We start from the raw sequence: 14,677 nt of genomic DNA, 5'->3' as shown, positions 1-14,677 counted from the left end.
CCGGAAAAGGGGCGGGCGTGCCTAGTGGTCGAAGAACACCAGGCTGGAATTGATGAGCTCGGCAATCACTTCGGCGTCATAGGCGCGCCGAAGTGATTCCCGGAAGGACTCCTTGGAGAGCGACCGTGCCAGGGTGGCCAGCACTTCCAGATGGTCCGAGAAAGAACTGGCGGGGGTGGCAATCAGAAGGATCACCGTGGCGGGCCCGTCGGTGGCACCGAAGTCCAGGGCATGGCCGTACTTGGCGATCCCGACGGCGATTGAGGTTTGGGAGACGAATTCGCTGCGCGCGTGCGGCAACCCGATGCCGCCCGGGAGCCCCGTGGCCAGCTGGTGCTCCCGGGCGTTGACGTTCCTCAGGAAGCCGTCAAGATCCGAGATCCGCCCGGCTGCGTGCAACCGTTCTGCCAGCTGGTTGGTGGCGTCGGTCTTGTCCTTCGCCTCCATTTCCAGGATCACCATGTCGGCCGTGGTGAGGTGGGCGTCATACGGGTCCAGTGGTTCCGCCAAGGCGTATCCCTTCAGTCAGCAGTGCGGGGCGAACGGCCCCTCAGCGCAAGGGCACGATGTCTTCCGCGCCCAGGCGGGCGGCGTCTGCGGATTCGTCGTCCGGCTGTTGCTGGCTGAGGCGTTCGGCTTCCACCCGGGCAATGTAGTGGCGGACCTCGTTTTCCCGCTGCGTGTCACTCCAGCCCAGGACGTCACCCATCAGTTTAGCGACAACGGGGGCAGCGGACACGCCGCGGTCCCAGGCTTCGATGGAAATCCGCGTGCGCCGGGTGAGGACGTCCTGCACGTGGCGGGCGCCTTCATGGGTTGCGGCATAGACGGCCTCGGCCTGCAGGTAGTCGTCCGCTCCCGGGAGGGGCTGGGCCAGTTCCGGGTTCTGCTCGATGATGGCCAGCACTTCGGTCGTCATGGAACCGTACCGGTTGAGCAGGTGCTCGATCCGCGCCACGTGCACCCCGGATTCCTCGGCCGTGCGGTTCCGGCGGTTCCAGGCGGCACGGAAGCCGCTGGCGCCCAGCAGCGGGATGGTTTCGGTGCAGCTTGGTGGGACCCGTTCGTCCATGGTGCGGGTGGCCTCGTCCACGGCGTCCTTGGCCATGACCCGGTACGTGGTCCACTTGCCGCCGGCCACCACTACCAGGCCGGGGACCGGGTGTGCCACCACGTGCTCGCGGGAAAGCTTGGCCGTGGAGTCATTTTCACCGGCCAGCAGCGGGCGGAGCCCTGCATAGACTCCTTCGACGTCCTCCCGGGTCAACGGCCGCTTCAGCACCTGGTTGACGTGTTCCAGGACGTAGTCGATGTCCTTGCTGGAAGCAGCGGGGTGGGCCTTGTCCAGGTGCCAGTCGGTGTCCGTGGTGCCGATGATCCAGTGCCGCCCCCACGGGATGACAAACAGCACTGACTTCTCGGTGCGCAGGATCAGGCCCACGGTGGACTGGAAGCGGTCGCGGGGAACCACCAGGTGGATGCCCTTGGAGGCGCGGACCTTCAACTGGCCCCGGTCGGTCACCATGGCCTGGGTTTCGTCGGTCCAAACGCCGGTGGCGTTGATGACCTGCTTGGCGCGGATGCTGAATTTCGTCCCGTCCTCACGGTTTTCCACCTTGGCTCCGACCACCCGCTCGCCCTCGCGCAGGAAGTCCACCACCGCCATCTGGTTCACGGCGTGGGCGCCGTAGTGGGCAGCGGTACGGACCAGGTTCGCCACGTACTTCGCGTCATCCACCTGGCCGTCGTAATACCGGATGGACCCGACGAACGCATCATTTTTCAGGCTGGGGGCGGCGCGCAGGGTGCCGCGCTTGCTCAGGTGCTTGTGGAACGGCACGCCGCGGCTGTGCCCGCTGGAGATGGACATGACGTCATACAGGGCGATGCCGGCGCCGACGTAGGGCCGCTCGATGAACGGTTTGGTGAGTGGATACAGGAAGGGCACCGGCCGGGCCAGGTGCGGGGCGATTTCGGAGAGCAGCAGCCCGCGTTCCTGCAGGGCCTCCTTGACCAGGGCGAAGTCCAGCATCTCCAGGTAGCGCAGGCCGCCGTGGATCAGTTTCGAGGACCGGGAGGACGTACCGGCAGCCCAGTCGCTTGCCTCAACGATGCCGACGCTCAACCCACGGGTCACGGCGTCCAGCGCGGCTCCCGCACCAACGATGCCGCCGCCCACGATCAGGATGTCCAGTTCCTGGCCGGGTTCGGCAGTGCCTCGCAGCCGCTGGATGGATGCTTCCCTGGCTTCCGGGCCAAGGGCCCCGCCGTTTGCAGCAACACTCTTCATTGAACGCCTCCAGTGCCTAGTGCCGGTAGTAAACCCACACTACTTGCTGGCGGCGTGCTTTGGGCAGGGCGGGAAGCGGCCTCCCCGCCCTGCCCTGCGTGTCAGTTCCCTGCGTAAGGCGACACGACGACGTCGACCCGCTGGAACTCCTTCAGGTCCGAATAGCCTGTGGTCGCCATGGAGCGGCGCAGCGCGCCAATGAGGTTGGACGTGCCGTTGGTGTGGTGGCCGGGTCCGAAGAGGACCTCCTCCAGCGGGCCCACGGTGCCGACGTTGGCGCGGTCACCGCGCGGCAGCTCCAGGTGGTGTGCCTCCTGGCCCCAATGCCAGCCCTTGCCGGGCGCTTCCTCTGCCCTGGCCAGGGCACTGCCCAGCATGACGGCGTCGGCGCCCATGGCGATCGCCTTGACGATGTCACCCGAGGTGCCCATGCCGCCGTCGGCAATAACGTGCACATAGCGGCCGCCCGATTCGTCCATGTAATCCCGGCGGGCGGCTGCGACGTCCGAAATGGCGGACGCCATGGGCGAGTGGATGCCCAGGGCGCGGCGCGTGGTGGTGGTTGCGCCGCCGCCGAAGCCCACCAGCACGCCTGCCGCGCCGGTCCGCATGAGGTGCAGCGCCGGGGTGTAGCCCGCCGCGCCACCCACGATGACGGGGACGTCGAGTTCGTAGATGAACTGCTTGAGGTTCAGCGGCTCGTGGTCCTTGGAGACGTGCTCGGCGGACACGGTGGTCCCGCGGATGACGAAGATGTCGACGCCGGCAGCCACAACGGTCTTGTAGTGCTCCTGGGTGCGCTGCGGGGTCAGTGAACCGGCTACGGTGACGCCGGCCTCGCGGATCTCGGCCAGGCGGGACGTGATCAGCTCGGGCTGGATCGGCGCCCTGTACAGCTCCTGCATCCGGCCGGTGACTGCCGGGCTGTTGGTCTCGTCCTCCAGTGCCGCGATCTCGTCAAGAACGGACTGCGGGTCCTCGTAGCGGGTCCAGAGGCCCTCAAGGTCCAGGACACCCAGGCCGCCGAGCTTGCCCAGCGCGATGGCCGTCTGCGGGGACATGGCCGAGTCCATCGGGGCCGCGATTACCGGCATCTCGAACTGGTAGGCGTCGATCTGCCAGGAGACGGAGACGTCCTTGGGGTCGCGGGTGCGACGGTTGGGGACGATTGCAATGTCATCCAGGGAGTAGGCACGACGCCCACGCTTGCCACGGCCGATCTCGATCTCATAAGTCACTGCTCTAGGTTATCCCAGCATTACCCGGCGCCATGGGCAGCGGTGCCCATGGCAACGACCCGAAGAAATCCGTAACCTAGGGCAGGGGTTCGGTGAACGCTCCCCCTGCCCGATTCCAAGGAGAACCACCTATGGCCCGTGGCCTTTACAGCGCCGGTATTCAGCAGTCGCTGTCCACGGCCATGGGGCACTCGCGGCCACGCCGGTTGGAGACGGAACGCGGGATCATCCTGGAGATACTCAACGACGACGAGACGCAGCCGTCGCCTGCTGCCCTGCAGGGCGAGGACCTGGCAGACCGGCTGCGCCAGGGTCTGGGCCGTCAGACGGCATGACACATCCCATTCCCTTCCCCGCCGGCCTGCCCGCACACTCCCTCGATCACTGGCTCTCCCCTGAACTGGCCCGGATCAGCCCCCCGAACGCTCCCTCCCGGTTACGGCAACTGGCCGATGCCCAGGTCACCCTGGCGGCAGGCTGGAGCAGCGCGATCGCCGGCGGACCCGTCCTGGCCCTGGCGGGTGCGTTCTTCTCAGTTACTACAGGAATCCCTGCCGCGGTGTTGGTCCTCGGCCCGCTGGGTGCCGCCCTCCTGGTGCTTGGCCTCGCCTCGTGGAGGCGGGTTCGGGCCACCCTGCCCAACACGGACCGGCTCCTGATCAGCCGAGGCCCGGGATCGGCCCGCGGTGGCATCGCCATGGTGTCCGTTCTGGCAGTTGCCCTGGGCGGGATCCTGTCCATGTACCTGCCCTCGGTTACTGCAAAGGGCAACGGTGCGGCCACAACGCTGGTGGGATCCTTCGTGCTCATCCTGGCCCTCCTGGTTGCCTGCATCGTTGTCCCATCCACGGTCATGGGCCGGGCCCGGCAGTCGTTCAGGCTGCGGGTCCAGGCGAACCCTGAACTCCGCAGCGCTGTGGAACAGGACCTGGCCGTTTGGCGGGACCCCTACGGCAACGCAGGCTACGGCCCGCTCTGATGAAACGCTGGATCTTCGACGGCCACATCGCCGGCATTGGCACCACGTCCGGACTGCGCGCCGTGATCGGGATGTGGCAGGACTCCCCTTTCGGGACCTTCGCGGACGTCATGGTGCAGCAGCCCTCCGGACACCGGTTGCTGCTGGCGCCGTGCCCCAAGGTGGCAGAGTTCATCGCCGCCACGTACAACTTTGATGAGGTGCGCATGGTGGACGTCCGTGCCGGACTGGCGGCCGGCGCATTGACGGTCGACGCCGGCCCGCTTGTGATCCAGGCAGTCACCGGGGCGAGGACTTACCTCGGTTCAGCCCTGCGGGCAGTGCCGCGGCGCCTTGCAACCCATCCGCGCTGGCTTTCCGCCGTCAGTCCGCTCGCCGCCCTGGCGGCTCCCGGCGCCCGCACCTACGGCACGGCGGGCAGCGGAAGGGCCGAGTATTACGGGGTGACGGACCTGCACCACGTGACCTCCGCCGTCGTCAGCTGGGACGGCGCCGACGCCGGGACCCTTGCCCCCATCCGCCCCGCCGTTACGTTTGGGTTCAGCAGCGTCCCGCCCCGGCCCAGTGTTGCACGGGTCAGGACGACTGTGGTGGAAGCCTAGGTTCCGGTGGTTTCCTCCACGGAAAGCTGGGATTCGAACATCCTGAAGTACCTGCCGCGCAGGGCCACCAGCTCTTTGTGCGTGCCCTGCTCCACGATCTTTCCGTCCTCCAGCATGTAGACGATGTCCGCCTTTTCGATGGTGGCGAGCCGGTGGCTGATGGCAATGATGGTGCTGCTGCGGTCTGCGAAGAGCCGGGTGAAGATGCGGTGCTCGGCGAGGGCGTCAATGGCGGACGTGGGCTCGTCCATCACCATCAAGGACGCGTCCCGGTAGAAGTTCCGGGCCATGGCCAGCCGCTGCCACTGGCCGCCGGAAAGGCCACTTCCCTTCCGGCCTCGCGGGTCCTCCATCCAGTTGCTGACGTGGTTGTCCAGGCCGTTTGGCAGCTTGTTGATGAAATCCAACGCTTCGGCGTCGGCTGCTGCGCGCCGGATGCGGCCGTCGTCGCGCGGACTGTCCACATCGCCGAAGTAAATGTTCTCGGCTGCCGTGGCGAACTCGTATTTGAGGAACTCCTGGCTGAGTACCGCCAGATGACGGTGCCAGGAGGTGACGTCGACGGCGGCAAGGTCCACGCCGTCGAGCAGTACCTGGCCGGAGTCGGGACGGTACAGGCCGGCGAGGATACGGATCAACGTGGATTTGCCGGCACCGTTCTCCCCCACAATGGCTATGTGCTGGCCCTGATGAATGGTGAGGCTGATGCCCCGGATCACCTCGATGTCGCTGCCGGTGTAGGTGAAGCGGATGTCCTTCAGCTCTACTTCCTTCGGCGCTTCCAGCAGCGGCGGTGCGTGCTCCGAGTGCATGGGCATCGCCATGAACAGCTCGTAGTCCTTCAGGTTGGCGAGGTCTTCGTCGATGGAGCTCAAGGAAGAGACCAGGCTGTTCGCGGTAGACAAGGCGCGGCTGACGATCTGTTGCACGTAGAGGAACTGGCCCACAGGCTGGGCGCGGGCGATGATCTGGCCCACCACCCAGATCAGCGAGACCACCTCCGCGCCGTATTGCAGCGCATCTGCAGCGAGTTGCCTGGGGATGTAGCGCCGCTGGTAATCGAGGCGGCGCCGCTCGTCTGCATCGCGAAGCCGGGAACGAAGGTCCATGAGGTAACCGACGATGCCGTAGAGCCGCATCTCGGCAATATGCTGCGGGCGCAGGAGGTTGGTTTCAATCATGCGGCGCTGGCGGCGTGAGTCCACCTGTGTGTTCCAGTGAGCAATCTGCTCCCTGGACAGCTTGAACTGCAGGTACACGCTGGGCACGATCGCCACCAGGACGATGACGGCGATCCACCAACTGACCAGCAACAGGGCGCCGATGGCCAGGAGAACCGAGATGAGCTGCGTGAAGATGGCAGCGATGCGGTCCAGGACGCGGGCGTAGGAATCGGAAAACCTCTTGGCGCGGTCATAGAGGTCCACGGTTTCCTTGTCGTCGTAACGCCAGAACTCGAGGGCCAGGAAACGCTCGTACATCTGGTCGCCCACGATGGCGCCCACCTTGAAGCTCATCAGCTGCTGGATGTAGCGGTCAATGCTGTTGAAGGCGCCCCAAAAGAGACCCAGCGCGGCGGTGACCACGACGTAGACCACCGCGAGCCGGCCCGCTCCCCCGTCGCCTGCATACGCTGCCGCCAGAGCCGTGGTAGTGAGGGACGCGAAGTACGTGGTGACCAGCGGCAGCACGGCCGAGATCAGTGAGCCGAGCACCTTCATGACCACGGCACCCGGGGAGGCGTGGAGGCTGACCCGCAGCACCTGGGCTACAGCGCGGGCATAGGGACGAAGGGCCAGCCGCTTTTGCGGGTCGCGTTTGGGGGTCAGTTCCGCCGGATGGCGTGATGGGGGCATGGAATCAGCCTAGTGCTGGGTTGCCCATGAAAGGGCGGCGCCCTAAGCACCCGGTGTGGTGAAGCATCCCGTCACGCCTTGGAATGAAGACAGCGCGCCAGGGCAGCTTCACCCGGGGACTGCTCCATGAAGTGGAAGTCCGTCCGATGGCCGGCCATTCGCAGCGCTTTCGCCGGGCCCTTCCTCTTCGTCGATTGCAGATTTATGCCTGGCGGCCAGTGGGTTGGTTCGCGGTCGGGGTGTTCGGCGTTGTAGTGGCGGCCGGTGGGTGAGGTCCAGCCGGGCGGCTCGTTTTTCGTTCCGGGGGTGGGTTTCCACGGGCGGGCGTGTTTGAGCCGGTGATGTTTGGGGCAGAGCTGTCCGAGGTTGCTGGCACCGGTGGTGCCGCCGTGTTCCCAGGCCTTCAAGTGGTCTGTCTCGTTGTCCGGGGAACGGTTGCTGCAGCCGGGGAAGGTGCATGTGCCGTCCCGCATCCGGATCCATTGTTTGATGGTTTCCGGGAGCCGGTAGCGCGTCCGGCCGATCTCCAGCGGCGCCCCGTCGCGGGGGTCGACCAGGACCCGGTAGAACGAATCCGCCCCGTCCGCGACGAGCCTGCGCGCCATGGACGCCGGGATGGGCCCCAGACCGTCCAGCATTGCGGGCTCATCGGTCAGGCCGAGGAGGGAGAACACCGGCACGGTAACCAGCACATCGGCCCGCGGGGTAGGGATCCTCCCAATCCCCATGGTGTTTTCGGCGGCTGTAGTGCTGGTGGTGTCAGAGGCGCTGGCGCTGCTGGTGCCGAGGAGCAGTGAGGCGGCGATGTCGGGGCGGAGTTGGGTAAGGGTGCGGTCTTCGCCGGGTCCTTGGAGGCCGCGGGCGGTGGCGGTGGTGCGGTTCCAGATGGCGCAGGCGGTGTCCCCGGGGAGGTAGAGGGAGATCCAGGCCATGCCGTCCCGGTCCGGGGTGTATTCCATCCGCCGGTCAGTGACGCCTTTCGCGTGGCGCTTTTCGAGGGTTTCGGGGTGGTGGCGTTCCCGCCAGGCGCGGACTTTGGCCCGGAACCGTGACGGGACGAGCTCGCCGGGGGCTGCGCCGCGGGCGGGGTTGGGGTCGTTGGGGTCGAAGAAGTGCGCCACCAGCCCGGCGGCACCGTCGGGGGTGAGGCCTTCGGTTTCATCGGCCACGATCCTGGCGTGCTGCCAGGAGATGGCGCCGGCGGACAACGCATCGATCACCGGCGGCAGGGAACACACCCGCCGGGACTGTTCCACGAACGCCCCGGCGGCCGCGGAGCTGAGGGTGAGGACCCCGGCGACCTCCTCCACCGCCGACATCTCGGCATAGGTTCGGTCCTGGACTGAGGCGTCGGGCGGGGTCATGGCCTGCTGGAACTCGATCGCCCGGGCCGCGTCCCGGGTCTTCACTGCCGCGAGTTGCGCTTCCAGCCGGGACGTCAGCTCCATCCGTTCCAGCCGGAGCTCGTACCGCCGCTGCAAGACATCCACATCAGCACCATCGCCAATCCCGGCACTAACGCCAGCCCCGGCAGCCAGCGAAGCGTCTTCCAGGGTCAGGGCATCAAGGGCAGCAACGGAGGCATGAACACCCTCCAAGGCCACCCCAACACCCGTGCTGATTCCCATAAAGACATCATCCAACGAGGCACTGACAATCAAGATCGGCAACCTCATGAAGGGCAAACAAAAGGAGGCAGGGTCACCCCTGCCTCCTCGTGTTCACGCTTCGTCAGTGGCCTGGAGCCACCGCAAGCTACCGCGAACCGTAGTTCGGTGCCTCGACGGTCATCTGGATGTCGTGCGGGTGCGACTCCTTCAGCCCGGCGGAAGTGATCCGCACAAACCTGCCACGGACCTTCAGCTCGGGGATGGTGGGCGCGCCGGTGTAGAACATGGTCTGGCGGAGGCCGCCAACCAGCTGGTAGGCCACGGAGGACAGCGGTCCGCGGTAGGCCACGCGGCCCTCGATGCCTTCGGGGATCAGCTTGTCGTCCCCGGACACATCCGCCTGGAAGTAGCGGTCCTTGGAGTATGACGTGTTCTTGCCGCGCGACTGCATGGCGCCCAGGGAGCCCATGCCGCGGTAGGACTTGAACTGTTTTCCGTTGACGAAAATCAGCTCGCCCGGCGACTCGTCACAGCCGGCCAGGAGTGAGCCCAGCATGACGGTGTCGGCGCCGGCCACCAGCGCCTTGCCGATGTCGCCGGAGTACTGCAGGCCGCCGTCGGCGATCAGCGGCACGCCGGCGGGAATGGCGGCCTTGGCGGATTCGTAGATGGCAGTGATCTGCGGGACACCCACGCCGGCCACCACGCGGGTGGTGCAGATGGATCCGGGACCAACGCCAACCTTGATGCCGTCGGCGCCGGCATCAATCAGAGCCTGGGCGCCTTCGCGGGTGGCAGCCTGGCCGCCAATGATGTCCACATGCGCGGCTACGGGGTCCGACTTCAGCCTGCGGATCATGTCCAGCACACCCTGCGAGTGGCCGTTTGCGGTGTCCACGAACAGGGCGTCGACGCCGGCATCAACCAGTGCCATGGCCCGCTCCCAGCCGTCCCCGAAGAAGCCGATGGCGGCACCAACGCGGAGCCGGCCCTCGTCGTCCTTGGTGGCCAGGGGGTACTGCTCGGCCTTGGTGAAGTCCTTGGTGGTGATCAGGCCCTTGAGCCGGCCTTGCTCATCGACGAGCGGGAGCTTCTCGATCTTGTTGGTGGCCAGCTTGTGCGAGGCTTCCTCACGGCTGATCCCCACGTGCCCGGTAACCAGGGGCATTTTGGTCATGACATCGCTGACCAGCCGCAGCGGGAAGTCGGACTCGGGTACGAAGCGGGTGTCGCGGTTGGTGACGATGCCCAGCAGGCGGTTGTCCTCGTCCACCACGGGCAGGCCGGAGACGCGGTAGTGGGCGCAGAGATCGTCCAGTTCACGCAGGGTGGCTTCGGGGCGGATAGTCAGCGGGTTGGTGATCATTCCAGACTCACTCCGTTTGACCCGGTCCACCTGGTCCGCCTGGTCGGCGATGGACAGGTTGCGGTGCACCACGCCCAGGCCGCCCTGGCGGGCCATGGCGATGGCCATGCGGGACTCCGTAACGGTGTCCATGGCCGCGGAGAGCAGCGGCGTCTGCACCGTGATCCGCTTGGAGATCCGGGATGAGGTGTCCGCCTCGGACGGGATGACGTCGGTGTGGCCCGGCAGGAGCAGGACGTCGTCGTAGGTCAGGCCAATGAAGCCGAAGGGATTGTGTTCGGGCTCGGTCATAAGTGCGCCTCTTACCTTGGTTGCTGGGTCACGGGTAGGGGTTGCAGCCGATGACCAGCCCGTCATTACGGAACTGGCCTGTGCAGACGATCCTGCGGGACCACCGTGCAGCACGGCGTTCCGGGGGCAGAAAGTGTTGAGTAAATATTAGAACCTCGGCGCCGATCCCCCTATTCCACGTTCCCAATGTGAGCAACCGCACGTGGTCCCGCCAGGTGAGCCCAGCCGGGTGTGGGGCACCCCCTCAGCTCCAGCCGGTTGCAGCCAGCAGCCGCTGCTCGAACATGGGAATCATGGTCTCCACATATGTCCTGGTGAGGTGGTTGTCGTCCTTGTAGACGTACACATTCCCCACCACGGCAGGGCAGACACCACGGGCACAGATGAAGTCGCTCATGTCCATCAGGTGCAGCCCCGGCAGCTTGCCGCGGTAGTTCTCCAACGGTGACGGCTCCACCAGGGACCCGGCCAGCGACGGGTTGCAGGCAGGGTCGTCGGCGCCATTCTTCTGCGCACACTGGGGCATGTTGAAGGTGAACCGCGGGTTGTCGCGGATGCCCACAATCTCGATTCCGGCGTCAGCGAACGGCTTCACGCCTTCGAGGTACCCCGGCACCTCTGTCTCGACCGGCGCTTCCTCGTGGGTCAGGGACGCCACCGTAAAGACGGCGTCCGGCCGGTGTTCCAGGACGTAGGCGGAGCTGGCTTTGTTGTAGGCGTTGCACTCGGCATTCCTGCTTTCGGACTCAGCGCCGAAGCGGCAGGCGGGCATCAGCAGGGTCACCAGTTCCCAGCCACGGGCAGCCGCCACCGGAGCCAGCGCGGCCAGGTACTGCTGGGCGTGGGAGTCGCCGAGCACCACGATGCGCTTGGTGGACGGTTCCGCCGGGAGTTCCTGCCGGCACCCCTCCAGGATTGGATCGCTGGTGGCGTTGGCACCTGTGCAGGGCGAGTCGATGCCGGCCCAGTCATTGTCCAGTGCGGCGGGCCCGGGGATGGTCCTGGCCTTGGGCGCGGGCGTGTTTTCGTTCCCTGGGGTGAGCGCCAGGGCCCCGGGCGTGAGCTCACGTGGCTGTGCCGCCGTCGCGCTTTCCTCCGCGGTGAGTGACGTTTGCCAGACGGCGACGGGCCCGGCCAGCAGGGCACCGCAGGCAACAATGACGACGGCCGTGCGCCGGGCGCGCAGCTTGGGCCAGTGCCAGTCGCGCAGTGGCTTTTCGACGAAGCGGGTGGTGAGGACGGCGAGCACGATGGAGGCGCCGACGATGCCCAGGCCCTGGGTGATGTTTGGCGCCTCCACGCCAGTGGCCGTGAGCGCCAGCACCAGGACGGGCCAGTGCCAGAGGTACAGGGCGTAGGAGTTGTCACCCAGCGCGACGGCGGGGCGGCTGCTGAGCAGCCGGTCCACGCCAAACCGGCTGCCGGTCTGCCCTGCGGTGATGGATGCGGCCGCAGCCAGCGTGGGCCACAGCGCCACATATCCGGGGAAGGACCGGTCCACGGTCAGGACCAGGCCGCAGGACACCATGGCTGCCAGTCCTGCCCAGCCCAGGGCCACCCGCAGCACAGGGCCGGGCCTGAGGTACGGCAGGGCCAGTGCCAGCAGGGACCCCAGGGCAAATTCCCAAAGCCTGGCCCGGGTGTCAAAGTACGCATAGGCCTGGTTGGTGGCTGTCTGCTCAACGGAGTAGGCCAGCGACACCACGAACACCGTTCCAAAAACCAGTGCCAGCAACCCGCGGTAGGTCAGCCGTTGGAGGCGTGGAATCCGCTGCAACGCAGTCAGCGCGGCTGCGGTCGCGGCAAAGATCAGCGGCCACAGGATGAACACCTGGCCCTGGATGGACAAGGACCAGAAGTGCTGTAGCGGGCTGGCGCCGGCGTGGTCCTGCGCGTAGTAGTCCACTGCGGTATCTGCAAGGACCCAGTTCTGTCCGTATAGGAGCGATGCCCATGCCTGATCGAGGACCTGCGGCCAACGGCCCTGCGGCAGGATCAGCCAGGTGCCTGCCAGCACTCCGAGGATCACAACGACGGCGGCCGGCAGCAGGCGCTTGAAAAGGTGCAACCAGTGCACCAGGAGCCGGAAAGGCTGGCCCGACTCTGCTTTGCGGACGAAGGACAGGGTGAGCAGGAAAGCCGAAATCAGCAGGAAGATATCCACGCCGCCGGACACCCGGCCCAGCCAGACGTGGTAAGCCACCACCATGAGGACAGCCAGGGCACGGAGCCCCTGGACCTCCGGACGGAAAGTGGGCTTCCTGGGTTTTGCGGCTGGTGGAACTGCAAAGGGCGACATGGCATCTTTGGTTCCGGAGGGCATTAGCCGGTCCACCCTGTTGAGCTCAGCAACCGTTTGGCGAACTCGTCGGCCATGCTGTCCGCATATTCCGCACTCAGGTGGTTATTGTCCAGGTACACAAAGACGTTGCCCACCACGGCAGGGCATTCCGCCGGGGTGCAGATCCTGTCCGTCAGGTCCAGCAGTGACAGGCCCGGGAGCCTGGCCATGTCCAGGCTGCCGAAGGGGCTGTCGAGTCGGAGGTTTTCCGCGGCGGGCGGCCGGCAGGCCTGGGCCTCTGCCCCGTCCCGCAGCACACACTCCGCCATGTTGAAGGAGAAACGGGGGTTGTCCCGGAGTGCCACAACGTCGATACCCTTGTCCAGCCAGCCCGTGACCAGTTCCTCGAAACCTGGTGTCAGCTCCTCCGTGGGGCTGGAGGGAACCGCCGCGGTGCCCAGCAGGATGATGGCGTCGGGTTGTTGCCTGTTGATTTCGTTCCGTACCGCCGCGTTGAAGTTGTCACAGTCTTCGCTTCCCCCCAGCCCGGGCGGCGTGGCCTTGCAGGCGCCCTTCAGGATGGAATAGAGAAGCCAGTTTTTCTGGGCAGCCAGCGGTTTGACGGCTCCGGACCACTGCTGGGCGTGACTGTCCCCAAGTACCAGGACCCGCCGCGAAGGGTTGCCGGACGGCCTCTGTTCCCCGCAGGCGTCCCGCAACAGCGGGTCCTCCGGGGCGATCTCCGCCGTGCAGGGCCCGTCCATGGCTACCCAGTTCTTGGGCAAATCGGCCGCAAGCGGCAGGAGAGCTGCTCCTTCCGCGGGCATTCCGGCTGCCGTGAAGGTGGGGTCCAGGACGCGTGACCCGGGATTGTTGGCCAGCTTTTCTTCCTGCAAGGCGCGTCGTTCGGCGTCGAGCTGGTGCCGCCAACCGGCCAGGGGCGCCACCGCCACGGCCGTCACCAGCATGATGGCCAGGACGGCACGGCGTTTCCTGACCTCGGGCCACTTCCATCCCCGCCAGGGCTTTTCGATGTACCGGGTAGTCAGGTAAGCCAGGGCCAGGGCCGCGGCGATGATCGCGGAGCCGGACAACCAGCCGGCGTGGTCCTTGCCGCTCCATGCAAGCGCAAGCACCAGCAGTGGCCAGTGCCACAGGTAGAGGGCATAGGACATGTCACCGAGCCGCACCAGGGGGGCCGATGTAAGAATGCGGTCCACACCCGCCCTGCTTTGGGTCTGTCCCGCCGCGATCACCAAGGCGGCGGCCACGGTGGGCCAGAGGGCAGCCACCCCGGGAAAGGCCCCCTGGACGTCCAGGACAATCCCGCAGGCAAGCATGGCGGCGACGCCCGCCCACCCCATGACGATGCGTGCCCGGCGCGAAAAACGCAGGCCGGGAAGAATCAGGGCCACGAGCGTGCCCAGCGCGAACTCCCAGAGCCGGGCGCCCGTATCGAAATATGCCATTGCCTGGTTGGTGGCTGTGAAGTACACGGAATAGCCCAGCGAGCCCAGGAAGACCGCAAAGAAGATGTAGGCAAGCAGCGGCCGGTACGACAGGCTGTAACGGCGCGCTGTCCAGCCCGCCAGCAGGAAGATCAGGGGCCACAGGATGAAGACCTGTCCCTGGATGGAGAGCGACCAGAAGTGCTGGAAGGGGCTGGCGAGGCTGTGGTCATTGGCGTAGTAGTCCACGGCCGCCTGCTGGAGCAGCCGGTTCTCGGAATAGAAAAGGGATGCCCAGCCCTGCTGGATGACGTCCAGCCATCGGGTCGGGGGAAGGACCACGGCGGAGACAGCCAGGGTGGCCACGATGACGGTCACCGCTGCCGGCAGGAGCCGGCGGAAAAGATGCAGCCAGTGCTTCAGGAGGGCGAAAGGCTCCCGCCGTTCGTGACGGCCGACGAACTGCAGGGTCATCAGGAACGCTGAGATCAGGAGGAAGACGTCCACTCCGCCGGAGACCCGTCCATACCAGACGTGGTAGGTGACCACCATCAGGACGGCCAATGAGCGGAGGCCCTGTATTTCCGGGCGGAACGACGTTTTGCGCGGCCGGCCGGCGGGGCTTCCTGCGTGTACTCGTGCTGCCTTGGTTCCCAAAGTAGACACGCAAACCCCTTATTACACCGGCCGGTCAAAGCGTTAAGCCTACGCACCGG

11 protein-coding genes are annotated in these 14,677 nt (G+C 66.3%); 3 read left to right on the top strand and 8 right to left on the bottom strand.

The annotated features are described in order from the left end of the window. Positions 1–21 precede the first annotated feature (21 nt). The 3 genes from QFZ57_RS11260 to QFZ57_RS11250 form a co-directional block, all read right to left on the bottom strand. Positions 22–510 carry a PTS sugar transporter subunit IIA gene (locus QFZ57_RS11260; protein ID WP_306630513.1) on the bottom strand — a complete coding sequence of 163 codons (489 nt, stop codon included), beginning with the start codon at positions 508–510 and terminating at the stop codon, positions 22–24. 40 nt (positions 511–550) lie between these two features. Then, positions 551–2,290 carry a glycerol-3-phosphate dehydrogenase/oxidase gene (locus QFZ57_RS11255; protein WP_306630512.1) on the bottom strand — a complete coding sequence of 580 codons (1,740 nt, stop codon included), beginning with the start codon at positions 2,288–2,290 and terminating at the stop codon, positions 551–553. Positions 2,291–2,391: 101 nt separating this feature from the next. Next, complete coding sequence (locus QFZ57_RS11250; protein ID WP_306630511.1) at positions 2,392–3,528, bottom strand: GuaB3 family IMP dehydrogenase-related protein; 1,137 nt, start codon at positions 3,526–3,528, stop codon at positions 2,392–2,394. Positions 3,529–3,659: 131 nt separating this feature from the next. Between QFZ57_RS11250 and QFZ57_RS11245 the strand changes: the two genes are divergently transcribed. From QFZ57_RS11245 to QFZ57_RS11235, 3 genes are read left to right on the top strand one after another with little or no spacing between them, the layout of a single operon-like run. Further along, positions 3,660–3,863 carry a hypothetical protein gene (locus tag QFZ57_RS11245; RefSeq protein WP_306900287.1) on the top strand — a complete coding sequence of 68 codons (204 nt, stop codon included), beginning with the start codon at positions 3,660–3,662 and terminating at the stop codon, positions 3,861–3,863. Beyond that, the gene (locus QFZ57_RS11240; RefSeq protein ID WP_306900285.1) at positions 3,860–4,507 is read left to right on the top strand and encodes a hypothetical protein; all 648 of its coding nucleotides are present in this window, start codon (positions 3,860–3,862) and stop codon (positions 4,505–4,507) included. Before QFZ57_RS11245 ends, QFZ57_RS11240 begins: the two co-directional genes overlap by 4 nt. After that, positions 4,504–5,109, top strand: coding sequence for a hypothetical protein (locus tag QFZ57_RS11235; RefSeq protein WP_306901569.1), 606 nt, complete (start codon positions 4,504–4,506; stop codon positions 5,107–5,109). The genes QFZ57_RS11240 and QFZ57_RS11235 overlap by 4 nt, the downstream gene beginning before the upstream one ends. Here QFZ57_RS11235 and QFZ57_RS11230 read toward each other — a convergent pair. From QFZ57_RS11230 to QFZ57_RS11210, 5 genes are all read right to left on the bottom strand, one after another. Next, a complete protein-coding gene (locus QFZ57_RS11230; protein WP_306900283.1) occupies positions 5,106–6,965 on the bottom strand; it encodes an ABC transporter ATP-binding protein in 1,860 nt (619 codons plus the stop codon). The two genes, QFZ57_RS11235 and QFZ57_RS11230, sit on opposite strands and share 4 nt — an antisense overlap. Before the next feature lie 71 nt (positions 6,966–7,036). Further along, the gene (locus tag QFZ57_RS11225) at positions 7,037–8,593 is read right to left on the bottom strand and encodes an HNH endonuclease signature motif containing protein (protein ID WP_306900282.1); all 1,557 of its coding nucleotides are present in this window, start codon (positions 8,591–8,593) and stop codon (positions 7,037–7,039) included. Positions 8,594–8,720: 127 nt separating this feature from the next. Beyond that, positions 8,721–10,232 carry an IMP dehydrogenase gene (guaB, locus tag QFZ57_RS11220; RefSeq protein WP_306630505.1) on the bottom strand — a complete coding sequence of 504 codons (1,512 nt, stop codon included), beginning with the start codon at positions 10,230–10,232 and terminating at the stop codon, positions 8,721–8,723. A gap of 244 nt (positions 10,233–10,476) precedes the next feature. Continuing rightward, positions 10,477–12,531 carry an acyltransferase family protein gene (locus tag QFZ57_RS11215; protein WP_306900278.1) on the bottom strand — a complete coding sequence of 685 codons (2,055 nt, stop codon included), beginning with the start codon at positions 12,529–12,531 and terminating at the stop codon, positions 10,477–10,479. A gap of 23 nt (positions 12,532–12,554) precedes the next feature. Next, positions 12,555–14,627 (bottom strand): acyltransferase family protein, encoded by a 2,073-nt coding sequence (locus QFZ57_RS11210; RefSeq protein WP_306900276.1) that lies wholly within the window; start codon positions 14,625–14,627, stop codon positions 12,555–12,557. Between the last annotated feature and the right edge of the window lie 50 nt (positions 14,628–14,677).

This window comes from Arthrobacter sp. B1I2, from assembly GCF_030816485.1.
Classification (GTDB): domain Bacteria; phylum Actinomycetota; class Actinomycetes; order Actinomycetales; family Micrococcaceae; genus Arthrobacter.
The sequence above is the reverse complement of the archived record's forward strand: the minus strand, read 5'-3'. Positions and strand labels throughout refer to the sequence as shown.

Bases quoted from the DNA above. Each gene is read 5' to 3' on its own strand.
- QFZ57_RS11225 (WP_306900282.1), bottom strand. From the start codon at position 8,593: ATGGGAATCAGCACGGGTGTTGGGGTGGCCTTGGAGGGTGTTCATGCC.
- QFZ57_RS11240 (WP_306900285.1), top strand. From the start codon at position 3,860: ATGACACATCCCATTCCCTTCCCCGCCGGCCTGCCCGCACACTCCCTC.
- QFZ57_RS11255 (WP_306630512.1), bottom strand. From the start codon at position 2,290: ATGAAGAGTGTTGCTGCAAACGGCGGGGCCCTTGGCCCGGAAGCCAGG.
- QFZ57_RS11215 (WP_306900278.1), bottom strand. From the start codon at position 12,531: ATGTCGCCCTTTGCAGTTCCACCAGCCGCAAAACCCAGGAAGCCCACT.
- QFZ57_RS11245 (WP_306900287.1), top strand. From the start codon at position 3,660: ATGGCCCGTGGCCTTTACAGCGCCGGTATTCAGCAGTCGCTGTCCACG.
- QFZ57_RS11230 (WP_306900283.1), bottom strand. From the start codon at position 6,965: ATGCCCCCATCACGCCATCCGGCGGAACTGACCCCCAAACGCGACCCG.
- guaB (WP_306630505.1), bottom strand. From the start codon at position 10,232: ATGACCGAGCCCGAACACAATCCCTTCGGCTTCATTGGCCTGACCTAC.